19 protein-coding genes and 2 pseudogenes are annotated in these 23,884 nt (G+C 73.1%); 7 read left to right on the top strand and 14 right to left on the bottom strand.

Translation table 11 applies throughout. The annotated features are described in order from the left end of the window. The 9 genes and pseudogenes from AB0J06_RS01725 to deoC all read right to left on the bottom strand — a co-directional run. Positions 1-1,322 (bottom strand): annotated as a pseudogene (locus AB0J06_RS01725) (transposase); the annotation flags it as partial. A gap of 38 nt (positions 1,323-1,360) precedes the next feature. Continuing rightward, positions 1,361-2,296, bottom strand: coding sequence for a DNA primase (locus AB0J06_RS01720; protein WP_357423440.1), 936 nt, complete (start codon positions 2,294-2,296; stop codon positions 1,361-1,363). Between the two features lie 126 nt (positions 2,297-2,422). Further along, positions 2,423-4,180: pseudogene (gene cydC / locus AB0J06_RS01715) on the bottom strand (thiol reductant ABC exporter subunit CydC); the annotation flags it as partial. A gap of 5 nt (positions 4,181-4,185) precedes the next feature. Beyond that, positions 4,186-5,856, bottom strand: coding sequence for a thiol reductant ABC exporter subunit CydD (gene cydD / locus AB0J06_RS01710; RefSeq protein ID WP_357423438.1), 1,671 nt, complete (start codon positions 5,854-5,856; stop codon positions 4,186-4,188). A 136-nt stretch (positions 5,857-5,992) separates the two neighbouring features. Then, positions 5,993-6,913 carry a M48 family metalloprotease gene (locus tag AB0J06_RS01705; protein WP_357423436.1) on the bottom strand — a complete coding sequence of 307 codons (921 nt, stop codon included), beginning with the start codon at positions 6,911-6,913 and terminating at the stop codon, positions 5,993-5,995. Positions 6,914-6,916: 3 nt separating this feature from the next. Beyond that, entirely contained in the window at positions 6,917-7,324 is a 408-nt protein-coding gene (locus AB0J06_RS01700; RefSeq protein WP_357423434.1) for a BlaI/MecI/CopY family transcriptional regulator, read from the bottom strand. A gap of 170 nt (positions 7,325-7,494) precedes the next feature. Continuing rightward, the gene (locus tag AB0J06_RS01695) at positions 7,495-8,313 is read right to left on the bottom strand and encodes an aldehyde dehydrogenase family protein (RefSeq protein WP_357423432.1); all 819 of its coding nucleotides are present in this window, start codon (positions 8,311-8,313) and stop codon (positions 7,495-7,497) included. After that, positions 8,306-9,736, bottom strand: coding sequence for an aldehyde dehydrogenase family protein (locus AB0J06_RS01690; protein WP_357423483.1), 1,431 nt, complete (start codon positions 9,734-9,736; stop codon positions 8,306-8,308). Before AB0J06_RS01690 ends, AB0J06_RS01695 begins: the two co-directional genes overlap by 8 nt. Positions 9,737-9,749: 13 nt before the next feature. Continuing rightward, the gene (gene deoC, locus AB0J06_RS01685; RefSeq protein WP_357423430.1) at positions 9,750-10,709 is read right to left on the bottom strand and encodes a deoxyribose-phosphate aldolase; all 960 of its coding nucleotides are present in this window, start codon (positions 10,707-10,709) and stop codon (positions 9,750-9,752) included. 120 nt (positions 10,710-10,829) lie between these two features. Here deoC and upp point away from each other — a divergent pair, with 120 nt between their 5' ends. Then, complete coding sequence (gene upp, locus AB0J06_RS01680) at positions 10,830-11,462, top strand: uracil phosphoribosyltransferase (RefSeq protein ID WP_357423428.1); 633 nt, start codon at positions 10,830-10,832, stop codon at positions 11,460-11,462. Positions 11,463-11,469: 7 nt separating this feature from the next. Here the strand turns inward: upp and AB0J06_RS01675 are convergent, their stop codons facing one another. Then, positions 11,470-11,958, bottom strand: coding sequence for an 8-oxo-dGTP diphosphatase (locus AB0J06_RS01675; protein WP_357423426.1), 489 nt, complete (start codon positions 11,956-11,958; stop codon positions 11,470-11,472). A 79-nt stretch (positions 11,959-12,037) separates the two neighbouring features. Here AB0J06_RS01675 and AB0J06_RS01670 point away from each other — a divergent pair, with 79 nt between their 5' ends. Beyond that, complete coding sequence (locus AB0J06_RS01670) at positions 12,038-12,715, top strand: GPP34 family phosphoprotein (protein WP_357423424.1); 678 nt, start codon at positions 12,038-12,040, stop codon at positions 12,713-12,715. Between the two features lie 9 nt (positions 12,716-12,724). Here AB0J06_RS01670 and AB0J06_RS01665 read toward each other — a convergent pair whose 3' ends face one another. Together AB0J06_RS01665 and AB0J06_RS01660 are read right to left on the bottom strand one after the other, a co-directional pair. Further along, on the bottom strand, positions 12,725-14,392 hold the full coding sequence (locus tag AB0J06_RS01665) for a phospho-sugar mutase (RefSeq protein ID WP_357423422.1): 1,668 nt from the start codon (positions 14,390-14,392) through the stop codon (positions 12,725-12,727). 49 nt (positions 14,393-14,441) lie between these two features. Then, positions 14,442-16,379 (bottom strand): serine/threonine-protein kinase, encoded by a 1,938-nt coding sequence (locus tag AB0J06_RS01660; RefSeq protein WP_357423420.1) that lies wholly within the window; start codon positions 16,377-16,379, stop codon positions 14,442-14,444. Positions 16,380-16,583: 204 nt separating this feature from the next. On the opposite strand from AB0J06_RS01660, the gene AB0J06_RS01655 reads away from it, so the two are divergent. Together AB0J06_RS01655 and AB0J06_RS01650 are read left to right on the top strand one after the other, a co-directional pair. Continuing rightward, positions 16,584-18,167, top strand: coding sequence for a methylmalonyl-CoA mutase family protein (locus AB0J06_RS01655; RefSeq protein WP_357423418.1), 1,584 nt, complete (start codon positions 16,584-16,586; stop codon positions 18,165-18,167). 463 nt (positions 18,168-18,630) lie between these two features. Continuing rightward, positions 18,631-19,893 (top strand): amidohydrolase, encoded by a 1,263-nt coding sequence (locus AB0J06_RS01650; protein ID WP_357423416.1) that lies wholly within the window; start codon positions 18,631-18,633, stop codon positions 19,891-19,893. 3 nt (positions 19,894-19,896) lie between these two features. On the opposite strand, the gene AB0J06_RS01645 is transcribed toward AB0J06_RS01650, so the two are convergent. Beyond that, entirely contained in the window at positions 19,897-20,799 is a 903-nt protein-coding gene (locus AB0J06_RS01645; RefSeq protein ID WP_357423414.1) for a DUF4349 domain-containing protein, read from the bottom strand. A 139-nt stretch (positions 20,800-20,938) separates the two neighbouring features. Between AB0J06_RS01645 and AB0J06_RS01640 the strand changes: the two genes are divergently transcribed. The 3 genes from AB0J06_RS01640 to AB0J06_RS01630 are packed head-to-tail and all read left to right on the top strand — an operon-like array spanning position 20,939 to position 23,335. Continuing rightward, the gene (locus tag AB0J06_RS01640; RefSeq protein ID WP_357423412.1) at positions 20,939-21,568 is read left to right on the top strand and encodes an MBL fold metallo-hydrolase; all 630 of its coding nucleotides are present in this window, start codon (positions 20,939-20,941) and stop codon (positions 21,566-21,568) included. Between the two features lie 19 nt (positions 21,569-21,587). Beyond that, complete coding sequence (locus AB0J06_RS01635) at positions 21,588-22,556, top strand: hypothetical protein (protein WP_357423410.1); 969 nt, start codon at positions 21,588-21,590, stop codon at positions 22,554-22,556. A gap of 17 nt (positions 22,557-22,573) precedes the next feature. Then, complete coding sequence (locus AB0J06_RS01630; RefSeq protein ID WP_357423408.1) at positions 22,574-23,335, top strand: hypothetical protein; 762 nt, start codon at positions 22,574-22,576, stop codon at positions 23,333-23,335. 48 nt (positions 23,336-23,383) lie between these two features. Here AB0J06_RS01630 and AB0J06_RS01625 read toward each other — a convergent pair whose 3' ends face one another. After that, positions 23,384-23,836: a gamma-glutamylcyclotransferase family protein gene (locus tag AB0J06_RS01625; protein ID WP_357423406.1), complete on the bottom strand. Its 453-nt coding sequence runs from the start codon at positions 23,834-23,836 to the stop codon at positions 23,384-23,386. Between the last annotated feature and the right edge of the window lie 48 nt (positions 23,837-23,884).

The raw sequence follows: 23,884 nt of genomic DNA, 5'->3' as shown, positions 1-23,884 counted from the left end.
GGCCAGATCTCGTCCGCCGGGACGCCCCGGTTCTCCAGCCCGAACGCGACGTCGTCGCCGGAGCGGGCCATCACCAGCTGCGTCGCGGGAGCCGGCGGCGCCGCGAGCGTCGACGGGCCCGAGACCGGCTCGAGCGACGCGGCGGGGGCGACCGGCCTGGGTGCCACCGGCGGCGGCGCTATGGGCGCGGGCGCGACCGGTGGCGCCGTCATCGGCTGCGGAACGACCGGTTCGTTGGTCGGGGCGGCCGGCTCCGGGCGGGCCCGACGTCCGACCGTCGGCACCCGGGGCGGGGCCGGCTCGGCGATCGGTGAACGCACCGAGTGCAGACCACCGACGGGCGGTGCGGAGATGGGGGTCGAGGTGCCGCCGGGTCCCGAGCGTCGTACGGCGCGGCGGCCGGCGACCGGTGGCGGGGTGGTGACTCGCGCGGCCAAGGTGGCCATCAGGGCGTCACAGCCCGCGTCACAGGCCCGTACGGCGGCGACGGCGTGCCGCACGGTTTCGGCGGTGGCTGAGGTCAGGGCCTTCGTGGTGCCCCGGCGGGGCGTCTCCGCGATGGCGACGCGTAGCGCCGTCACCGCGTCGGCGATCGTGTCGGCGTCGGCGACTCCGTCCGCGGCCAACTGCGCGGCCACCGCGTCCGCCGCCACGGCGCTGTCGCGACCACGGCCGCCGACACCGAGCATGCCGGGTTCGGGCAGCGCGTCGAGCACCGCGAGTGACAACGGCTCGGCCGGATCGGGGTAGGCGCGCAACGCCGCCGGGTAGAGCTCGCGAAGCACCTCGCGCAGCGCGACCGCAGCCGCGTGCCGGCCGTTTGCCAGCGCCGCGTGGGCGGCGAGGACCGGCTTGAAGGGAGCGAGGTCCCGTGGCGCCGGGAGGGCCACCGCGGAGAGCGCACCGGCCTGCAGCGCGCGGGCCAGGCCGACGGCACGCCGCTCGGCGGGCGGCGACTCCATCTCCTCCAACGACTCGTCGTCGGCGAACCGCTCGGCGTAGTCGTCGACGGCGTCATCGTCGGCGATCGCGAGAGGACGGCCGGCCGCCGTCAGCAGCGACGTCACGACGTGATCATCGCTGTCTGCGGCAGTTGCCGCACCGCTCGGCCCGCTCGATCGTTCTACAAGTAGCGCGCCGAGCCTGGCATAGCCAGCAGGGTCGTCACTGATCTCGCAGACGTCGAGCAGCCGGCCTGCGTCGTCGACCACGGCGGCCGTCAGCACCGATCCGACCGAAGTCGATCGTGCTGTCGAATCCGCCGACGCCAGACCGCAGTACACCCGCACGAGCGCCACGGCGTCGTCCTCCCTCCGGGACACGAGTCGTGTGCCAAGGACTGATGCTCCCTGGTAAGGGGTCAGTCGCGCCAGTCCACAGCAGCAGAGATCTTGCCGATAATCGTCCGCCAGCCAAGACTTGCGGTTTGTGCCCCGATTTTCTTGAGTCGACGGCGTCCCATGAAACCACCGATGCCGCCGTCGACGGTCGACCGGAGCGCCTCGTCGAGGTCATCGAGGCTGGACCCGGCGGAGAGCATGTCGAGCACCGAGGGGAGTCGGAGGGCGTACGCGAGGTCGCGTGCCACCTCGCCGGCCTCGATCAGCAGCGGCGCGTCCCAGGTGTCGTGCCCGCCGCGCAGGTTTTCCACCACGAGGTCGAGCTCGTAGGAGTCCTCGTCCAGCGGCGTCACGTCCGCCGGCTGGATCCGCTCCGTGAGGTCGGCCCAGGTGTCGAGCTGAGCCAGATCGTTGGGGGCGCCCGAGCGGACGAAGCCCACCAGCGATTCGGGGGTCTTGAAGAGCAGCAGCCTGCCGCGGTGGGTGAGGAAGACGGGCACCTCTTCGGTGTCGACCTCGTCCTCGTCCGCTCGGGCGTCCGCGTCCGTCTCGTCCTCGTCGTCGCGGGCGTGCTTGCCGGGCCGTTCGCCCCGATCCGTCTCGTCGTCCTCGGCCGCCGCGAGGAACTCCTCGTCGAGGATCACGACGGTCTCGTCGTCGTCGTCCTCCTCCGCCGCCACCGCGTGCCGCGACTTCGCGGCGAACAGGTCGTCGTCCTCGCGCTCGGCGATGTCGGTGGGGGTCACCTCGTTGGCCGGGCGGTATGCGCGGAGGGTGAAGCCGGCGCCGGCGGGGAGGGCGATCTCGACGGGATCGATTCGCACGTCCTCCCACAGCCCACGGTCGCCGCTGGCGGCGGGGGCTTCGTCGACGGCCTCCTCACCCGGGCCGGCGAGATCGTCGGTCTCGGCCGCGGGCTTGTCGGCGTCGGGCCGTTGGGGCGACTGGCGGGCCACGCTGACCTCCGTGTGGACTCAAGATGCGGCGCCGACCCGGCGAGGGCTGCCGGGTCGGTGACTCTGCGCACACCCTAGTCGGCGACGGCCGGGTGGGAACGCCCGCACCCCGGTGAAGCTCCGGGCTCAGGGTGCGAGCGCGAGATAACCCCGCTCGGCGGCCTCCTGCATCTGCCACTGGTCCCGGTACCAGCCCGGAGAGCCTGCCAGTTCCACGGCGGATCCGCGCTGCGCGATCCGGCCGCCGTCGAGGACCAGGATCTCGTCGAACGCGTCGAGGCCACGTAGCCGATGGGTCACCAGCACCAGTGAGCGGTCCGGCGCCAGGCTGGCCAGGACCGCGACGAGGACCCGGTCGGCGGCTGCCGGGTCGAGGCCCTCGGTCGGTTCGTCGAGGACCAGCACGCCGGGGGCGGCGAGCAGGGCGCGGGCGAGCGCCAGCCGTTGCCGCTGACCGCCGGAGAGCTGCGCGCCGTCCTCGCCGACGATCGTGTCCCATCCCGCCGGCTGTTCCCGCACCCAGCCGTCGAGTCCGGCGGTGGCGGTCGCCGCCGTGAGCTCCTCCGCGGTGGCGTCGGCGCGGCCGAGCAGGAGGTTGTCCCGGACCGTGGCGTGGAAGACGTACGCCTCGGCGAGCAGCCCGCCGACGAGGGCGGCCCGCTGCTCCGGCTCGTACGCCCAGAGCGGCACCCCGTCGAGGATGGCAGTGCCGGCGGTCGGTCGGAGCGCCCCGGTGAGCACACCGAGCAGCGTGCTCTTGCCGGCGCCGCTCGGCCCCACGATCGCGAGTCGACGTCCGGCGGGGAGATCGAGGCTGACACCGTCGAGCGCGGGTGCCGCGTCGTCGCGGTACCGCACCTCCACCGCGTCGATCTCGCACGTGTGCCCCGGGTGTTCCACCGCGGAACGGTCCGGATCGGCTGCCACGACCGCGGGATCGGTGGCGGGCGGGTCGGGCAGCAGGAGCGCGGTGACCCGGTGCAGGGCGGCCCGGAGCTGGCTCCACTGGCGCGCCGCGCCGACCAGGGCCAGGGTGGCCTCCACCGCGGTCAGTGTGCCGACCGCGAGCACCGCGACGAGTACACCGTCGACGTCGGCGCGGAGTGCGGTGATGACCACCGCTGCCGCCGTCGCGCCCGCGACGAGCGTTCCGCACCCGTCCAGCGCCCAGCCGGCGACGGCCAGCCGCCGCTCCAGCCGCGCCAGCTCCCGCGCCCGCCCGGCGGCCCGGTCGAGCGCGGACGCGGTGGCCCCGAATGCCGCGAGCTCGGCGGCGCCCTGGGTCAGGTCGACGGCGTCGGTGGCGAGCGCCCCGCGCAGCGGCGCGATCCGGTCCGCGGTGTGCCGGGTGAGCGCGGTCGCCGCGGCCGGAAGCAGCACGCCGGCGACGAGCAGCCCCACGGCGAGCGGGAGAGCCGCCGCGGGGGAGATGGTCGCGGTGCCCGCGATCGCGAGCAGCGCCACGGCCGTGGCGCCCGTCGCCGGCACCAGCACCCGCAGCAGCAGATCCTGCACGGCCTCGACATCGGAGACCAGCCGGCTCAGCGCGTCACCCGAGCGGTGGTCGGCGGGTGGGGTGGGTCGGCCGATGAGCGTGCCGAAGACCCGGGCCCGTACGTCGGTGATGATGCGTAGCACCGCGTCGTGCCCGGCGAGCCGCTCGGTGTATCGCAGGACGCCCCGGCTGATGGCGAGCGCCCGTACGGCGACGATGGCGACGGTGAGCGCGTCCAGCGGCGGTCGCTGCGCGGCGGTGACGAGCAGCCAGGTCGCGGTCGCCATCAGGGCGAGGCCGGCGAGTTCGGTGCCGGCGGCGAGCAGGCCGGCGCCGACCAGCCGACCCAGATAGGGACGGGCCAGCCGGAGGACGGTCCGTTCGGGGGCGGGTGTCATATCGCCGCCGCCGCCGGGACGGACGTGAGCTCGGTGACCCGGCCGCCGTCGACCCGCAGCACCCGGTCCGCGTCGCGCAGCAGTGCCGGCCGGTGTGCGACGAGCAGCGCGGTCCGGCCCGCGACGAGTCGTCGGGTGGCGTCGAGAACGGCGGCCTCGGCGGCGCCGTCGAGCCGGGCGGTGGGTTCGTCGAGCAGAACGATCGGGGCGTCCCGCAGGAAGGCGCGGGCGAGGGCGACGCGTTGGCGCTGGCCGCTGGAGAGACCGTGCCCGCGTTCGCCGAGCAGTGTGTCGAGCCCTTCGGGCAGCTGCCGGACGACGTCGTCGAGGGCGGCGGTCCGGAGCGCCGCGTGGACTGCCGCGAGCGGCGCGTCGGGCCGACCGAGGCGGATGTTGTCGGTGAGCGAGGCGGCGAAGAGGTGCGCCCGCTGGGGCACCCAGGCCAGCTCCCGCCGCCACGCGTCCAGCTCGACCGTGGCGAGGTCGACGCCGTCGACGAGGACCCGGCCCTGGGTCGGGGTGACGAAACCGAGCAGGAGCCCGAGCAGGGTGCTCTTGCCGGCGCCGCTCGGGCCGATCACGGCGATCCGCTCACCGGCGCGGATCGTCAGTGAGACGTCCCGCAGCGCGACGGTGCGGTCGTACTCGACGGTCACGGCGTCGAACCGCAGCTCCGACGGCGCGGACGGGGGGATCCGCCGGGCCGGGGCGGGCGCGGACGCCGGCGCGGTCACCGTGAACGCCTCGTCGAGCGCGGTCAGCCCTTCCATGCTGGCGTGGAACCGGCTGCCGGCCGCGCGCAGCGGCAGGTAGGCCTCGGGGGCCAGGAGGAGCACCAGGAGCGCGGTCTGCAGGGTGAGGCCGCCGCCGAGCAGCCGCAGGCCGACCGGGACCGCGACCAGCGCCACGGAGAGCGTGCCGACCAGTTCGAGGACGAGCGCGGAGAGGAACGCGATGCGCAGGGTGCGCATGGTGGCGACCCGGTGGCCGTCGGCCATCCTGCGCACCACCTCGACCTGGGCGCGGGCCCGGCCGAACGCGCGCAGCGTCGGGAGGCCGGCGACCATGTCCAGGAAATGGCCGCCGAGCAGGGAGAGACGACGCCACTGGCGTTCCGTCGCGGCCTGCGCCTGCCACCCGAGGAGCGCCCCGAAGATCGGGATGAGCGGCAGGGTCACGCCGACGATGAGCGCGGTGCTCCAGTCGGCGAAGGTGAGTCGGGCCAGCACGGCGACCGGCACGGTCACGCTGAGCACGAGTTGGGGCAGATAGCCGGTGAAGTAGGCGTCGAGCGCGTCCAGCCCGCGCCCGGCGAGCGTGGCGATCTGCCCGGCCCGCTGTCCCGAGAGCCAGGCGGGTCCGCGCGTGCCGACCGCGCCGAGCAGTTCGGTGCGGAGCGTGGCCTTGACGGTGGCGGCGGTGCGGGCCGCCACGACCCCCTGCGCCCAGAGCAGCAGCGCCCGGGCGGCCACGGTGGCGACGAAGGCGGCGAGCGCGGGTCGGTCCAGGCGCCCGCCGGCGGCGGCGGCGAGGAGCGTCGCCAGCGCGGTGGCCTGCGTGATGATCAGGGCGGCGGCGATCACCCCGAGCGATCCGAGCGCGAGGAGTTGGCGCCGGGTCGCGGGGACCCGGCGCAGCAGTCGCGGGTCGAAGGGGCGGCGGCTCACCGGCGCACCGGTGCCCTGCCGTCGACCCGCCCGCGGAACACCCACCAGCACATGAGCTGGAAGCCTAGTGGTGCCGGCAGCAGGGGGGCCACGAGCGGAATGGTACTACGAGAGGTAGTAGACCGTCGGTGAGTGGTCAGCCCAGGAAGAGCGAGACCGGCAGGGTCACCAGGAGCGCGGCCATGCCGAGCGCCGCCGCGACCCGCAACCGCGGCGGCCGGCTGGTCACCAGCAGCCGCTGCACCCGCGCGTCCAGGTGGCTGTCGGCGATGCCGAGCGCGCCCGCGGGAGTCACCCGGGCCGGCGCCGTGGCGAAGCGCAGCAGCGCCGCCGCGAGCGGGGCGTCGGCGTGCAGCCGGCGCGCCCGGTCGTCGGCCCGCATCTCCACCAGCAGGGCGACCCGCTCGTACGCCGTGTGCACCCAGGCGGCCCGGGGCAGCGCCCGGCAGAGCGCGGTGAAGGGGAGCAGCACGAGATCGTGGCGCTCGTCCGCGTGGGCCCGCTCGTGGCTGAGTACGGCGGCGAGTTCGGCGCCGTCGAGCAGGCTCAGCGTCCCGGCGCTCACCACCACCTGCGGTCGCACGCCGGGCAGGCAGTACGCGGCCGCGCTGGGGTGGTCGAGGACCAGCGCGCCGGGGGCCGCCGGGTCGTTCCGGGCGACCAGGTTGAGCAGGTCACGATGGCGACGCTGGGCGCGGACGGTGCTGAGCACGCTGCGCGTGGTGGCGCCGAGCAGCAGCGTGGCGACGGTCGCGCCGATCGCGATCAGCGCCAGGTGGAACGTGCCCAGGGACGCGGGAAGCTCACCGGCGATCAGATCGCGGGCGAGGCGGCGCAGGGCGGTGCCGGTGGGGGCGTCGTAGGGCGCGAGCCCCAGCGACAGCGGCAGGCCGATCGCGGAGAGCCCGAGGGCCAGTCCCACCGCCTGCCAGCAGACGATTGCCACCCGGGGGCTCTGCCACGCCCACGCCTGCCCCCGCCAGCCGGGATGGGTCAGGACCCGGGCGGTGAGATAGCACGCCAGCGCCGTCGCGGCGAAGTGGGCGGCGTACACCATGGGTCAGCCCTGCCGGTCCGGCGCCTCGTCGGAGAGCGCGGCCCGGAGCACCTCGGCCTCCGTGCCGGTCACCGACCGGGCGAAGCGGACCAGGGCGGCGTCCCGGCCGAGGCTCCGGCGGGCGCGTCCGTCCGGTTCGGAGCTGCCGGCGAGGTCGAGCGCGTCGAGCATCAACTGCGCGACGTACGCCTCGCGGGTCGCGGCCGGCCGGTAGCGCCAGGCGCGCCCCTCACGCTCCCGCTCGACCATGCCCTTGCCGGCGAGCCGGTCGAGCACGGTCATCACGGTGGTGTACGCGAGGTCGCGTTCCTCGAGCGCCTCGGCGACCTCGCGGACGGTGACGCCGCCGCCGGGGGACCGGTCCCACAGCACGTCCATCACCGCACGTTCGAGATCACCCAGTCGCATCACGGGGCCAATCCTACCCCGCGTAGTAGACCCTTCCGAGGGCAGCGCCACTGAGCTGACCATCCCCGCGGACCAGGCTGGGGACGGTTTTCCGGGGGAGCCCGCCCGCGGAGGGATCAAGCCTGACCGCCCGGAGCGGGTGGCTCCCCCGGAAAACCCCAGAGCAGGCCCCGTCACACCCCCTTGGGGTGCCAGACCGTCTTGGTCTCCAGGAACGCCGTCATCCGACGGATGCCGGGGTCCGCGGTCCAGTCCGGCGTCGATGGACGCAGGACCCGCTTGAGGTTGCCCGCCGCGGTCTCCTCCAACTGGCGCGCCAACTCGGTGTCGGCGACCCCCGTCAGGTCGAGCGCGTTGACATCCATGTGCGCGGCGAGCCACGAGGCGGTCTCGGCGATCCGACCGGTCAGCAGGTTGACCACCCCGCCGGGCAGGTCGGAGGTGGCCAGCACCTCGGCCAGCGTGACCGGGGCCAGCGGACGCTCCTCGGAGGCGAGCGCCACGACGGTGTTGCCGGTGACGATCGCCGGCGCGACGACGCTGACCAGACCGAGCAGCGACGGCTCGGCCGGCGCGATCACGCCGACCACACCGGTCGGCTCGGGCGCGGACAGGTTGAAGTAGGGGCCGGCCACCGGGTTCGCCCCGCCGTACACCTGGGACAGCTTGTCGGACCAGCCCGCGTACCAGACCCAACGGTCGATCGCCGCGTCCACCTCGGCGGCCGGCTCGCCCAGGGCGATGAACTGGTCGCGCCGTCCCTCGAGCATCTCGGCGACCCGGTAGAGGATCTGGCCGCGGTTGTAGGCGGTCGTCCCGGACCAGCCCTTGACCGCCGCCCGGGCCGCGACGACCGCGTCCCGGACGTCCTTGCGGGAGGCGAGTGCCACGTTGGAGTTCTGCACCGGATACGACCGCCCCGACTCGCTACGCGGGAACTTCCCGCCGATGAAGAGCTTGTAGGTCTTGCGTACCGCCACGCGCTCAGACATTGAGGTACGCCTCCAACCCGTGCCGGCCGCCCTCGCGGCCGTAACCCGACTCCTTGTAGCCACCGAACGGCGAGGTCGGGTCGAACTTGTTGAACGTGTTGGCCCACACCACGCCGGCGCGGAGCCGGTCGGCCATCCAGAGGATCCGTGAGCCCTTGTCGGTCCAGACTCCGGCCGACAGCCCGTACGGCGTGTTGTTGGCCTTCTCGATAGCCTCCGCCGGCGTGCGGAAGGTCAGCACGGAGAGCACCGGCCCGAAGATCTCCTCGCGGGCGATCCGGTGCGCCTGGCTGACGCCGGTGAAGATCGTCGGGGCGAACCAGAAGCCGCGGTCGGGCAGGTCGCACGGGGGCGACCAGCGCTCCGCGCCCTCCTGTGCGCCGATGTCGGTCAGCGTCCGGATGCGGTCGAGCTGAGCGGCGGAGTTGATCGCGCCGATGTCGGTGTTCTTGTCGAGCGGGTCGCCGACGCGCAGCCGGGCCATCCGCCGCTTCAGCGCCTCCAGCACCGGCTCGTAGACCGACTCCTGCACGAGCAGCCGGGAGCCGGCGCAGCACACGTGGCCCTGGTTGAAGAAGATGCCGTTGACAATCCCCTCCACCGCTTCGTCGATCGGAGCGTCGTCGAAGACGATGTTCGCGGCCTTCCCGCCGAGCTCCAGGGTGAGCTTCTTGCCGGTGCCGGCGATCGCCTTGGCGATGCCCCGGCCGACGCCGGTCGAGCCGGTGAAGGCCACCTTGTCCACGCCCGCGTGTTCGACCAGTGCGCGGCCGGTCCCGCCGGCGCCGGTGACGATGTTGACCACGCCCGGCGGCAGCTCCGCCTGCTGGCAGATCTCGGCGAAGAGGAGCGCGGTGAGCGGCGTGGTCTCGGCCGGCTTGAGCACGACGGTGTTGCCGGCGGCGAGCGCGGGGGCGATCTTCCAGGCCAGCATCAGCAGCGGGAAGTTCCACGGGATGACCTGTCCGGCGACGCCGAGCGGCTTCGGGTCGGGCCCGAAACCGGCGTAGGGGAGTTTGTCGGCCCAGCCGGCGTAGTAGAAGAAGTATCCGGCGACGAGCGGGATGTCCACGTCGCGCGACTCGCGGATCGGCTTGCCGTTGTCGAGCGACTCCAGCACCGCCAGCTCGCGGCCGCGTTCCTGGATGAGCCGCGCGATCCGGTACAGGTACTTCGCCCGGTCGCGGCCGGGCATCGGGCCCCACACCTTCTCGTACGCCTTCCGCGCGGCGCGTACCGCCCGGTCGACGTCCTGCGGGCCGGCCTCGGCCACCTCGGCCAGCACCTCTTCCGAGGCGGGGTTGATCGACTTCAGTGCGCCGCCGTCGGTCGGGTCGACGAATTCGCCGTTGATGAACAGGCCGTACGACGGCTTGATGTCCACCACCGACCGGGATTCGGGCGCGGGAGCGTACTCGAACAGAGCCATCGTGAGATCAGTCCAGCGTGAAGTAGTCGGGACCGGCGTAGACGCCGGTAGTGAGCTTGGTGCGCTGCATCAGCAGGTCGTTCAGGAGGGTGGAGGCGCCGAAGCGGAACCAGTCCGGGTCGAGCCAGTCCTCCCCGGCGGTCTCGTTGACCGTCACCAGGAACTTGATCGCGTCCTTGGTGGTGCGGATGCCGCCGGCCGGCTTGACCCCGACCTGGCGGCCGGTCGCCGCGCGGAAGTCGCGCACCGCCTCCAGCATGACCAGCGTCACCGGCAGCGTGGCCGCGATCGGCACTTTGCCGGTGGAGGTCTTGATGAAGTCGCCGCCGGCCAGCATGGCCAGCCAGGAGGCGCGTCGCACGTTGTCGTACGTGACGAGTTCGCCGGTTTCCAGGATCACCTTGAGGTGCGCGTCGCCGCAGGCCTGCTTGACCGCGACGATCTCCTCGTAGACCTCGGAGTAGCGGCCGGAGAGGAACGCGCCCCGGTTGATCACCATGTCGATCTCGTCGGCGCCGGCGGCCACCGCCGCCCTGGTGTCGGCGAGCTTGACCTCCAGCGGTGCCTGCCCGGACGGGAAGGCGGTCGCCACGCTGGCGAGGTGCACGCCGGAACCGGCGAGCGCGGCCGCCGCGAAGGGCACCATCGAGGGGTAGACGCAGACCGCGGCCACGGTGGGGCAGGTCGGGTCCGCGGGGTCGGGGCGCTGGGCCTTGGCGCAGATCGCCCGCACCTTGCCCGGGGTGTCCGCGCCTTCGAGGGTGGTCAGGTCGACCATCCGGATCGCCAGGTCGATCGCCCAGGCCTTGGCGGTGGTCTTGATCGACCGGGTGGAGAGCATGGCCGCGCGCTGTTCCGCGCCGACCTGGTCCACGCCGGGCAGCCCGTGCAGGAAGGTCCGCAGCGTGGCCTCGGAGCGTGCCACATCGGACAGGCCGGACCGCGCCGACGTCGTTGTCGCCGTCATGCCTGCGAGTCTACGCACGCCACCCGCGGGTGATCTTGACCACGCCACCGAGCCGCCCGCGACATCCGTACCCCTGGGGGCGGGCCCGGCCGCGGCGGGGTGCGAGTAGGTTGGGCGACCGTGGACGTACTCGTCGTTGATCATCCCCTCGCCCAGTCGCGGCTGACCGCCATGCGCGACGCCCGGACCGACTCGTCATCGTTCCGCGCCGCGCTGCACGAGATCACCACGATGCTGGTGTACGAGGCAGCGCGCTCCTTCCCCATCGAGCGCTACCCGGTGCAGACGCCGGTGGTCGCCACGGAGGGCACCCGGCTGGCCAACCCGCCGCTGCTGGTGCCGGTGCTCCGGGCCGGGCTGGGCATGGCCAACGCCGCGCTCGGGCTGCTTCCCGAGTCGTCGATGGGCTTCGTCGGGCTCGCCCGCGACGAGCGCACCTTCGAGCCGCGCGCGTACATGGAGTCGCTTCCGGCCAATCTGTCCGGCATCCCGGTCCTGGTGCTCGACCCGATGCTCGCCACCGGCGGCTCGCTCGAACACTGCTGCCGACTGCTCGCTGACCGCGGTTGCACCGACATCACGGTCCTCTGCGTCCTGGCAGCGCCGGCCGGCATCGAGCGGTTGGAGCGCTCCGGCCTCCCGCTGCGCCTGGTGATCGCTTCGATCGACCAGGGCCTCAACGACGAGATGTTCATCGTGCCGGGGCTCGGAGACGCGGGCGACCGTCAGTTCGGCGGCATGCCCCGCTTCTAGCGCCGGTTCACGCGACGGTGTAGCTCCAGCCGACGGCGCGGCCGCCGGCGAAGGGCATCGCGCCGTGGAAGACCCGGGGCTCGGCGGCGAAGACCAGCGGCAGGAAGTGCCGGTCGCTCTCCCACATCGGCACCCGCCCCGCGAGGATGTCGGTAAGGTCGGTCCAGACCAGCGTCCCCTCCGGACAGGTCTGCCGCGGCTCGCCCGTCCAGGCCGGCACGCGGAACAGGAAGCCGAACCAGTTCTCGCCGTCGCGCCCGAAGCCGGGCCACGAGACGGTGCCGGCCAACTCCACGGCCGCGCATTCCAGGCCGGCCTCCTCGCGGATCTCCCGCCGCATCCCGGCCACCACGTCCTCGCCGGGCTCCACCTTGCCGCCGAGGCCGTTGTAGTAGCCGAAGTGGAGGTCGTCGGGGCGGGCGTCCCGACGGATCATCAGCACCTGGCTGCCGTCGGGGGAGAGGACGTAGCCCAGCGTCGCGAGAATGGCCTGCATCGGCGACACCTTAATCGGCCGGCCGACCGCCCCCGGGAGCGGATGCGTGACATGCGGGGACCCGCTACCGTTCCGGGCCATGACGTCTGTTGCTCTCGCGGAAGAGCTGCTGCTGTTGGCGTACGACGACGAGTCCGGCAAGGCGACCGGGTCACGGATCGGGCTGGACCTGGGCATGGCGGCCGCCGTGCTGGTCGACCTGGCGCTGGCGGGTCGGATCGCCTACTCCGACGGCTCGATCGTGGCCGCGGACCCGACGCCGACCGGTCAGCCGATCGCCGACGAGGTCCTCGCCCGCATCGTCGCGGACACCCCGCACACCCCGGCGTCCTGGCTGCAGCGGCTGCGCCACGGCCTGCGGGGCCGAATCCTCGCCGATCTGGTCGCCCGGGGGGTGGTGCGCGACGTCGACGAGACCGCACTGGGCTTCATCCACGTGCACCGCTACCCCCTCGTCGACCCGACGCTGGAGGCGGAGTGCCGCTCGCGGCTCGCGTCCGCACTGACCGGGGACGCCGCCCCGGACGAGCGGACCGCCGCGCTCGCCACACTGGTGGCGGGCGTGCGGATGGAGCCCACGCTCGGGCTGACCGGCCCCGCCGTGGAGGAGGCGCACCAGCGGCTGGAGCAGATCGCCGGCGGAGCCGGCTTCTCCGGCACGGTCAGCCTCGAGGAGTCGACCGTCCGCCCGTCCGTGGCCCTGGTGATCGCCGCCCTGAGCCGGGCGATCGACGCCGCGTTGGGCGCCCGCGCCTGAGCCGCGCCGCTACCAGATGCCGAGCGCCGCGGCGGTCTCGGTGCGGAGGGCCTGCAGCGAGGCGGCCGCCCGCTCACGCGCCGCGGCGACGTCGCCGTCGACCACCGGCTCCACCACCTCCAGGTACGCCTTGAGCTTCGGCTCGGTGCCGGAGGGGCGGACCACCACCCGGGCTGTCGCGGTGCGCAGGATCACCACGTCGGCCTCCGGGAGCAGGTCGTCGGCCGAGGTGACCGGCTCGTCGAGGAGCGAGCCGGGCGTCTTCGACCGCAGGTGACTCATCGCGGCGGCGATCTCGGCGAGGTCGTCCACCCGGACGGAGAGCTGGTCGGTGAGGTAGACGCCGAACTCGGCGGCCAGTTCGTCGAGCCGGTCGGTGAGGGTGCGCAGTTGCGCCTTGAGCCCGGCGGCGAGCTCGGCCAGGATCAACGCCGCCGAGATGCCGTCCTTGTCCCGTACGAGGTCCGGCGCGACGCAGTAGCCGAGCGCCTCCTCGTAGCCGAAGACGAGCGGCTCGCGTCCCGCGCCCGCACGCATGATCCACTTGAAGCCGGTGAGCGTCTCGTCGTACGGCAGGCCACGCGCGGCGCACATCGCCCGCAGCAGCGACGACGACACGATCGTGGTCGCGTAGAGGCCCCGCACACCGCGGCGCATCAGGTGGTCGGCGAGGAGCACGCCGAGTTCGTCGCCGCGGAGCATCCGCCAGCCGCGTACGGGATCGGGAACGGCGACCGCGCAGCGGTCGGCGTCGGGGTCGTTGGCGATGGCGAGGTCGGCCCCGGTCGCCTCGGCGAGCGCGATCACCCGGTCGATCGCCCCGGGTTCCTCCGGGTTGGGGAAGGCGACGGTCGGGAACTCCGGATCCGGCTCCGCCTGCTCGGCGACGACCGCCGGGGCGGGAAAACCGGCGCGGGCGAACGCGGCGGTGAGCACGGACGCGCCCACTCCGTGCAGCGGCGTGTACGCGGTCGCCAGGTCGCGGGGCCCGTCGGGATCCACGACCCGCGCCGCGCTCTGCACGTAGGAGGTCACGATCTCCTCGCCGAGCATCTCACCGGGGGCGCCGAGGGGCACCGCGGAGAGCGGTCCGACCGCGCGGATCGCCGCCTCGATCTCGGCGTCGGCCGGCGGGACGATCTGCGCGCCGGCGCCCAGCGGACCGCCGAGCTCCGTACCGAGGTAGACCTTGTAGCCGTTGTCCTGGGGCGGGTTGTGGCTGGCGGTCACCATGACGCCCGCCGCCGCGTCGAGGGCTCGGACGGCGTACGCCAGCACCGGGGTGGGGAGCGGGCGGGGAAGGAGCACCGCGGCGCGGCCCGCTCCGGTGGCGACCCGCGCGGTCTGCTCGGCGAAGGCCTTTGAGCCGTGCCGGGCGTCGTACCCGATGACGAGCGGTCCGGACGCGGCCCGCTCGGCGAGCCAGCCGACCAGCCCGGCGGCGGCCTGCGTGACGACGGCGAGGTTCATGCCGTTGGGGCCGGCCCGTAACGGACCGCGCAGCCCGGCGGTGCCGAAGGTCAGTGGTCCGGCGAAACGGTCGGCCAGCTCGGCAGTGCTGTCGGGCAGCCGGTCGAGGACCGCGCGCAGCTCATCGCGGCTCGCCGGGTCCGGGTCGTCATCGAGCCAGCGTCGGGCGCGCTCGTTCAGGTCGTTGATCTCGGTGTCGGCCGCCATGCCGTTTTTGATAGCACGGCGGGGCGGCCGGCACCGACCCGACCCGGCTTCAGCCGGCCGCGGTCAGCTGGAAGGACCGCACCATCTCGTCGAAGACGGGCTTGCTCTCGGCGAATTTGCTGTCCGGCGTGGAGAGGTAGAACGAGTAGGCCCGGCCGCCCTGCACGACGGCGCGCCAGATGCCGTGCCGCTTGGCGTCGCCCTCGCCGCAGGTGTATTCGAGCTCGGCGGCGGGCTTGCCCCCCGCCTCGACGTCTCTGAGCCCGACCTGCTGGTACGGCTTGGCGCAGGACTTCGAATCCTTCTTCTTCAGACCGCTCTCGGCGACCTGCAGGAAACGCTTCGGCTCGGCGGTGGCGTTCTCGACCAGGATCCGCACCCGCCGGCCGCCGTCCTGTGGGTCGACGTAGTCCGTGAAGACCCCGCCGGAGGTCTTCTTCTCCCAGTCCTGCGGCACGTTGACCGAGACGCCCTTGCCGGCGTGCGACTGCACCGCGAACGCGGGCCCCGCCGGGGCGGTGGCGGGCGGGGCGGCGATCCGGGGGCCGGGGGTGGACGAGTCGGACGTGCTGAGCAGCACCGTGCCGAGGAGCAGCACGGCGGCGATGCCGGCCGCGGCGCCGATCTGCACGTTGCGCGGCCAGCCCTTGACGGTGTCGACGATCCGCGTGCCGGTACGGCGGGCTCCGCCCAGCGCGTGGTCCAGCTTCGCCCCGGGCGTGGAGGCGCCGGGAGCGGAGGTGCGGGGGGTGGAGGCGCCGGCGGCGGGCTGGCCCCATGCCGCGGCCGCGGTCGGGTCGTCCCAGCGCTGGTCGGGCTTCGCGGCGGGCGCGGCAACGAACGGGGCGGCGGAGGCCGGGAGCGCGCCGGTGGGGGCGCCCAGGGCGCCGGTGGGGGCCGAGAGCGCGGCCGGCGATCCGGCTGCCGGCGCCTGCTGTGCCTTGCGGAGTTCGGCGAGACGGTCGGTGAGTGACTCGTCGGGCCCGATCATCGCCCGGCCGCCGATCTGGCCGGTGGGCTGCGGCTGTGGCGGGGTGGGCGGCTGCCAGGGGGCGCGCTGCGCGGGGACGACCGCGTACGGGTCGGTCATCAGGGCGGCCGGCGCCTTGCTCGCCAGCGGGCCGGCGAGGAGCTCGCGGAGCACGGTCCGGGAGGTGAGCACGTCGTAGCGGCGGGCCGGGTCCTTCTCCAGCAGCCCCATCAGCACATGCGTCAGCGGGCCGGAGCGCACCGGCGGCGCGGGCGGGTCCTCGACGACCGAGTGCATCGTCTCGATCGGGTCGCCCTTGTCGAACGGCGGCCGCCCCTCGACGGCGGTGTAGAGCGTCACGCCGAGGGAGAACAGGTCGCTCGGCGGCCCGAAGTCCTGCCCCATCGCCCGTTCGGGGGAGATGAAGTGCGGTGAGCCGAGCACCATCCCCGGGGTGGTCAGCTGCACCTCGGTCGGCATCCGGGCGACGCCGAAGTCGGTCAGCACGCAGCGGCCGTCGGAGCAGATCAGCACGTTGGCCGGCTTGACGTCGCGGTGCAGCACGCCGTTGGCGTGGGCGACCTCCAGCGCGCCGAGCAGCGCGATGCCGATCTTGGCCACCGCGCGCGGGGCGAGCGGGCCGTCCTCGATGACCATGTCGGCGAGGCTGCGCGCGTCGAGCAGCTCCATCACGATCCAGGGGCGGCCGGCTTCGGTGACCACGTCGTAGACCTGGACCACGGCGGGGTGCTGCAGGGCGGCCGCGGCGCGGGCCTCACGCAGCGTGCGCTCGTAGAGGGCGTCCCGGTCGCTGGGCGCGAGGCCCGCCGGCAGGATTACCTCCTTCACCGCCACGTCTCGGCGCAGCAGCGTGTCCGCTGCGCGCCACACGGTGCCCATGCCGCCGTGGCCGACGGCGGCACGCAGCGCGTATCGTCCGCCGATGGTGGCGCCGGGTGCTGCACGTCCGCTGGTGGGGCTGACTGTTCCGCCACTCCACGTCGGGATCTGAGTCACAGGAAATGCCACCGAGAAATCGAGGGGCCGGGAAACCAACCCCCCTATCTTGCGGTCTATCCCCTCCTGAGCAAAAGTCACCGGGCGAGGGTTATCCAGAACTCGACGTTAAGTAGTTGATGCGTAACGCTTTGTGCCCGTTTTTCCGCCTGATGTGCGGAATCCCTCACCCGACTCACGTGTTCTCCGGCCTACCATCCGCGTATGAGTGAACGGCGGTTAAGTGAGTCCGGTTTTCCGATCAAGACCGTGTACGACGCGGCCGATCTCCCCGCGGATCTGGACTCGCGGCTCGGTCAGCCGGGCGACCACCCGTACACCCGCGGGGTCTACCCCTCGATGTACACCTCGCGGCCGTGGACCATGCGCCAGTACGCCGGGTTCGGCACCGCCGCCGAGTCCAACGCCCGCTACCACCAGCTGCTGACCGCCGGCACCATGGGCCTGTCGGTCGCGTTCGACCTGCCGACCCAGATGGGGTACGACTCCGACGACCCGATCGCGCACGGCGAGGTCGGCAAGGTCGGTGTCGCGATCGACTCCGTCGAGGACATGAAGACGCTCTTCGACGGCATTCCGCTCGACCGGGTCTCCACCTCGATGACGATCAACGCGCCCGGCTCCGTGCTGCTCCTGCTCTACCAACTCGTCGCCGAGTCGACCGGGGTGGCCGGGCCGGCGCTGAACGGCACGATCCAGAACGACATCCTCAAGGAGTACATCGCCCGCGGGACGTACATCTACCCGCCGAAGCCGTCCCTGCGGCTGGTCGCGGACACGTTCGCGTACTGCCGCAAGGAGGTGCCGAAGTGGAACACCATCTCCATCTCCGGCTACCACATGGCGGAGGCGGGGGCGACTCCCGTGCAGGAGATCGCGTTCACGCTGGCCAACGGCGTCGAGTACGTCCGGGCGGCGCTCGCGGCCGGCCTCGCCGTCGACGATTTCGCACCCCGGCTGTCGTTCTTCTTCGTCGCCCGGACCACGCTGCTGGAGGAGGTGGCGAAGTTCCGCGCGGCGCGGCGGATCTGGGCGCGGATCATGCGGGACGAGTTCGGCGCACAGGACCCGAAGTCGATGATGCTGCGTTTCCACACGCAGACCGCCGGGGTGCAGCTCACCGCCCAGCAACCCGAGGTCAACCTGGTCCGGGTCGCGGTGCAGGGGCTCGGCGCCGTGCTCGGCGGGACGCAGTCGCTGCACACGAACAGCTTCGACGAGGCGATCGCGCTCCCCACCGAGAAGGCCGCCCGGCTCGCGCTCCGCACCCAGCAGGTGCTCGCCTACGAGACCGACCTGACCGCCACTGTGGACCCGTTCGCCGGGTCGTACGTCGTGGAGGCCATGACCGCCGAGATCGAGGCCGCGGCGGACGAGCTGATGGCCCGGGTTTTCGCGCATGGTTCGGCGGTGGACGCGATCGAGGTGGGCTTCCAGAAGCGGGAGATCGAGGCGTCGGCCTACAAGGTCGCGCAGGAGATCGACAGTGGCGAGCGGGTCGTGGTGGGGGTCAACCGCTTCACCATCGACGCCGAGGAGCCGTACGAGCCGCTCCGGGTCGATCCGGCGATCGAGGCGGCCCAGGCCGACCGGCTGGCGCGGCTGCGGCGGGAGCGGGACGGGGGCGTCGTGGAGCGGGCGCTGGCCGATCTGCGGGCCGCGGCCGAGGGCACGGAGAACGTGCTCTACCCGATGAAGGAGGCGCTGCGGGTCCGCGCCACCGTCGGCGAGGTCTGCGGAACGCTGCGCGCGGTGTGGGGCACGTACCGTCCCGTTGAGCGCTTCTGACCCGTCGCCCGCGTCGGCGGGCGAGGGTGTGGCCCTCGGCAATCCGGGTACGGGGAGACGGTGCCCGTAGATGATTCACGTCCCACCGTCTCTGCGGTGACGGGGAGCAGACGATCGGATGGCCGACACGGAAGGTGTCTGCCGCCCTTGGTCCGCCCTCCCCTCGGAAGTCCCGTCGCCGGCCGGCGCTGCCATGTGGATAAGTGCAACTCCTCATAGATAGTCCGGTTTTGTCGACAGGAATACGTGACTCGCGTGACCGTTACGCGTTGTAGGAGGTGTGGGACTGATGTCAGCGTCTGACGATGTGGGTGAGTCCGTCCTGCAGTATTCCGGGCGCTCCTACCAGGGATTACGTGACGCTACGCGATCCGACCGCTACCAGAACGAGGTTGCGCAGCGTCACCGGTCCCGGTCTAGGCTGTCCGAGTCCCATTCCATTAACAGTGATCGAGATTCCGACGTGACGAGTGCGTTGACGCTGCCGAGCGGCAGTCACCTGGCGTCGTCCTGGCCCGAAACACCGCCCGGGGCCGATCCGCTCCCCGGTCAGCTCGACCGGTGGCTCGCCTCCCGGGGCGCGGAGCTGGTAGCCGTACGCCGTCACATCCACGCGCACCCCGAGCTCTCCAACCAGGAGTTCGAGACCGCCGCCCTGATCGCCCGTGAGCTCGCGGTCGCCGGTCTGACCCCGCGCTTCCTGCCCAAGGGCAACGGCGTGATCTGCGACATCGGCGAGGGCGACCGCGTGGTCGCGCTCCGGGCCGACCTCGACGCACTGCCGCTGCCGGACCTCAAGGACGTTTCCTACCGCTCCACTGTGGAAAACGTCGCGCACGCCTGCGGGCACGACGTGCACACCACGGTGCTGCTCGGCGTCGGCCTGGCGCTGGCCCAGCTCGCCGAGCGCGGCGAGCTGCCCGGCCGGATCCGGCTGCTGTTCCAGCCGGCCGAGGAGACCGTGCCCTCCGGCGCGCCCCAGGTGATCGCCGCCGGTGGCCTGAAGGACGTCTCCGCGATCTACGCGCTGCACTGCTACCCGCAGCTCCCGGTCGGCCTGGTCGGGGTGCGCTCCGGCCCGTTCACCGCGGCGGCGGACACCGTCGAGGTGACGCTGACCGGCCGGGGCGGGCACACCGCCCGTCCGCACCTGACCGCCGACCTGGTGCACGCCCTGGGGCGGGTGATCGTCGACGTGCCGGCCCTGCTCGACCGTCGGGTCGACCCACGGGCCGGGATCTCCATGGTCTGGGGCCGCGTGCACGCGGGGGAGGCGTACAACGCGATCCCCGGCGAGGGGAGCGTCAAGGGCACCGTGCGCGTGCTCAACCGCGACGCCTGGCGCGAGGCGCCCGACCTGATCACCCAACTGGTCAAGGACGTGGTGGCCGGCACCGGTGCGACCGCCGAGGTGACGTACAGCCGCGGCGTGCCGCCGGTGATCAACGACCGGATGGCGTCGGCGATCATCGCCGGTGCGGCCGGTGCCGCGCTCGGCCCCGACCGGGTGGTCGAGGCCGAGATCAGCATGGGTGGCGAGGACTTCGCGTTCTACCTTGAGCAGGTGCCGGGCGCGATGATCCGGCTCGGCACGGGGATCCCGGGGTCGGATGTCAGGGTCGACATCCACCAGGGGAGCTTCGACGTGGACGAGCGCGCGATCGGCTACGGCGTCCGCGTCATGGTCCACACCGCGCTCGCCGCGCTCGCCGCGGGAGCCTTCTGAGGGCTAGGCCGGGGGCGGCAGCGGTCGCCGGCGGCGGTTGAGGCGCAGAGCGAGCCAGACCACCCCGGCCACGGGTACGCCGAGCGCCACGAGCCACGGCAGCAGCGCTCCCAGCACGGTCAGCAGCACCGCCAACGAGGCGACCAGCGCCTTCCACCCGCCCTTCACGCCGGCCACGAAGCCGGGCTGCCCCTCGTCGCCGGCCCCGTGCGTGCCGGGTCCGAGCAGCACCGCCGTGATCGTGGAGAGCGCGGTGAGGTCGGCCAGCCGGCGCTTCTTCGCCTCCAACGAGGCCAGGTCGGCTTCCCGCTTGGCCAGCTCGCCTTCCAGCATGACGAGGTCGTTGAGGTTTTTCGCCTGCGCGAGCAGCCGCCGCCCGCTCTCCACCCGGGCCCGCTGCGTGGCGATCCGGGCGTCCAGGTCCAGGGACTCCTCGGTCACGTCCTGCGTGGCGATGTCCCGCCGCTCCGGGTCCCCCAGACCGGCGATCTCGTCCACCACCTGGCCGAACTTCGCCGCCGGCACCCGCAGCTCCAGAGACGCCTCGGCGTCCGAGTCGCCGCTGGTGCGCTTGTCGCCGCCGACGAACCCGCCCGCCCCGGTGACGATCGTGGCCGCCCGGGCCGCGGCCCGCTCCACGTTCTCCACCCGTACGGTCATCGAGCCGGTGTAGATGATCGCGCGCTCGTCGGCGCGGTAGCGGACCGGATCGCCGGCCGCCGGCTGGCCCTGCTGCTCCGCGACGCCCGGTCCCGCTCCGGCGGGCGCCTTCGCCGCCGAGTCGGCCCGATCCGCGTTGCCCGCCTCCTCCGTCGGGCCGGCGCTGCAGCCCGCGAGCGCCAGCGCCACGACGAGCGCCACCGCGCCGGACCTGACGGTCGACCGCGATCCCCGTATGCTGCCCATCTCTTCTCCGATCTCCGTGCCGACTGGTCGGACGATCGTTCAGACGCGCCGCGACCACGTCCCGTTTCCGGCACACTGGCCGGGTAGCGTCACGATTTGACAGCGACACCGGAACGCTCCGGGAGCGAGGGGGTCACGAATGCGGATCACCAAGTACGGCCACTCCTGCGTCCGCGTCGACCACGACGGAGCCGTGCTGGTCATCGATCCCGGCGTTCTGACGGAGTCGGCGGCGCTCGACGGCGTCGACGCGGTGCTGATCACTCACGAGCACACCGACCATCTCGACGTCGACGCGCTCGCCGAGGCGCTGGGCAAACGGCCGACCGTGACCGTCCACACGCATCCGTCCGTGGCGTCCAAATTGGACGCGCTGGCGGGAGTGGTCACCTCGGTCGAGTCGGGCCAGACGTTCGAGGCGGCCGGCATGACGGTGCGGGCGTACGGCGGATGGCACGCGGAGATCCACCCCGACGTTCCCCGCATACCCAACCTCGGCTTCCTGGTGAACGACACCGTCTACCACCCCGGTGACTCGTTCGACGTGCCGACCGAGGTGCAGGTGGACACCCTGTTCGTCCCGGTCTCCGCGCCGTGGCTCAAGCTCGCCGAGTCGGTCGACTTCGTCCGGGCGGTCGCCCCACGCCGCGCGTTCGCCCTGCACGACGGGGTGCTCAGCGACGCCGGTCACACGATCACGGACGGGATGATGGGAAAGCTCGCCGGCTGCGACTACGCCCGGCTCCTGCCCGGCTCCTCCATCAACTGACCGCGTCGGCGGCGGCAGAATGGCACGCATGCCCCATGATGTCGTCGAACGTCTCTACGCCGCACCGCCGGACGGGTTCGTGGCGGCCCGGGACGAGGCCGTCGCGGCGGCTCGCAAGGCCGGTGACGTCGACACCGCCCGGGAGATAGCCAAGCTCCGCAAGCCCACCGTTTCCGCCTGGCTGGTCAACCTGCTCGCCCTCCGGCGGCCGGACCTCGTCGCTGAGCTCGTCGAACTCTCCGCCGCGCTCCGGTCGGCCCAGCGCGAGCTGCACGGCCCGCAGCTGCGTGAGCTCTCCGCCCAACGGCGGGCCGCGGTCGGCGCGCTGGTCCGCGAGGCGGGGGAGCTCGCGCGGGCCGCCGATCCGGCGGCGGCGAGCGGCAAGCTGCCGATGGCCGAGGTGGAGGCCACGTTGACCGCGGCGCTCTCCGACGAGGAGATCGCGGCCCAGGTTCAGTCCGGTCGGCTGGTGCGGGCGGTGACGTACGCCGGGTTCGGCGAGGTGCCCCGCCCGCGGCTGCGTCTGGTGACCGGAGGCGCGGCGGAAGCGGCCGAGGAGTCCCCGGCGACCGGCGGCGGTGCGAAGGAGCGGCCCGGCGTCACCGGGGCGGACGACGGCACGGCGCGGCACAGGGCGGCGAAAGCCGAACGGGCCGCGAAGGCGCAGGAGGCGGCGCGCGCCGCGCAACGCCGGGCGGTCAGCAAGGAGCTGGCGAGCGCCCGTACGGAGCAGAAGCGTGCGGAGGCCGAGCTGGAGCGGGCCGCGGCGGCGGAGCGGGAGGGCGTCGGCGCGCTGACGACGATCGAGGCCCAACTGGCCGAGCTGGAACGGCGTCGTACGGCGGCGGAGGAGGAGCTCGGGCGGCGCAAGCTGGCCCGCAAGACGTCCGAGCGGGGTGCGGTCGCCGCCCGTCGGCGCGTCGGCGAGGTGCAGGCCGTATGGGAATCGATCGACGCGGAGTCCGGGGCTGTCCCGGAACGCGACTGAGGGGCAGAATCACAGGGATGACCCCAGAGCAGGCCGCCAACGCGGCCAAGCCGGGCCTGCTCGAGTTGGGCGGCGCGTTCAGCGAATGCCCGCAGACGCTGCGCCGCGCGCGTCGGATGGGGCTCTCCGGCTGGGCTTTCTACGTCGCGGGCCGGGGCGGGGCGCTGGGCGACGTGCCGGCGGAGACCGCCGCGGCCGCCCTCGGCTTCATCGCGCCGGAGGCCGTGGCGGACGGGTGGGACGTCGTCCGTCAGATCACCACACCGGGCGAGGTCGCGGCGACCGCCCTGCAGGAGTGCTGTCGCTGGGGCGCCGAGCAACTCGACGGGTTTCCGCGGGTGACCCGTCTGGTCGAGCTGGCCCGACGGATCGTGCAGGCCGCCGACCCGGCCGGGATGCCGCTCTTCGCGGCCTGGCGCGGTATGCCGACGCCCGACGACGCGCCGGGCGCCCGGGCCGCCGTCCTCCTGCACCATCTCCGTGAATACCGTGGCGGGGCCCATCTGCTGGCCGTCCGCGCCAGCGGCCTGACGCCGCTGGAGGCCATCGTCGCCGGGCCCGAGGGGGAGGCGGGCGCGGTCGCGTTCGGCTGGCAGCCGCCCTATCCGCCGATCGGCCCGCTGGTCCGGCGCCGGCTCTGGGCCGAAGCGGTGACCGACCGGATCACCGGGAGCGCGTTCGCCGCCCTGGAGGCTCCCGAGCGCGCCGAGTTCGTCGGGCTGTTGGAGAGCGCGTCCGCCCGTGTCCGGGCCGCGGCCGCACCCGCCTTACGGGCCTAGCGCGAAAAATTGAGCGGCGCGGGTGACGACCGCCAGCGCCGGCCGGGGTTACGAGGCGGGGTGCGTGGGGCGGGACCGCAGTTCGGCGACGTAGTCGTCGGGCGCGCCCGCCTTCTCGGCCGCGTTGGCGATCTCGGAGAGATACCACGCGGTCGGCATGCCCCCCTCGTAGCCCGCGAAGACGTAGACCCAGGCGGTCACCTCGCCGTCCAGGGTGGCGACCCGTACGTGCAGCTTCTGGTAGGTGCCCGAGGTCACCCCCTCCACCTCATCGAGTTGCGACGCGTCCCAGGGATGGACGTCGTAGAGCGCCACGAAGACGCGGTCGCCGGGGGATTCGACGATCGTTGTGACGGATCCCTCCCGGCCGACCACCTCCTCCCCGGCGAACGTGAGCCGCCAGCCTTCCAGCCAGCCGGTGCCCACCATTGGCGAATGCGGACAATAAGCACGCATCCGGGCAGGATCGAGGTTTGAGCCGTACGCGGCGTAATGACGCACGGCGATGACGATAGCCCGCCGGCCGGGTAGTGGAGAATACGACGGTGC

Origin of the sequence: Micromonospora sp. NPDC049679, assembly GCF_040659735.1 — a bacterium.
Taxonomy (GTDB): domain Bacteria; phylum Actinomycetota; class Actinomycetes; order Mycobacteriales; family Micromonosporaceae; genus Micromonospora_I.
This window is presented reverse-complemented; position numbering and strand designations above follow the sequence as displayed.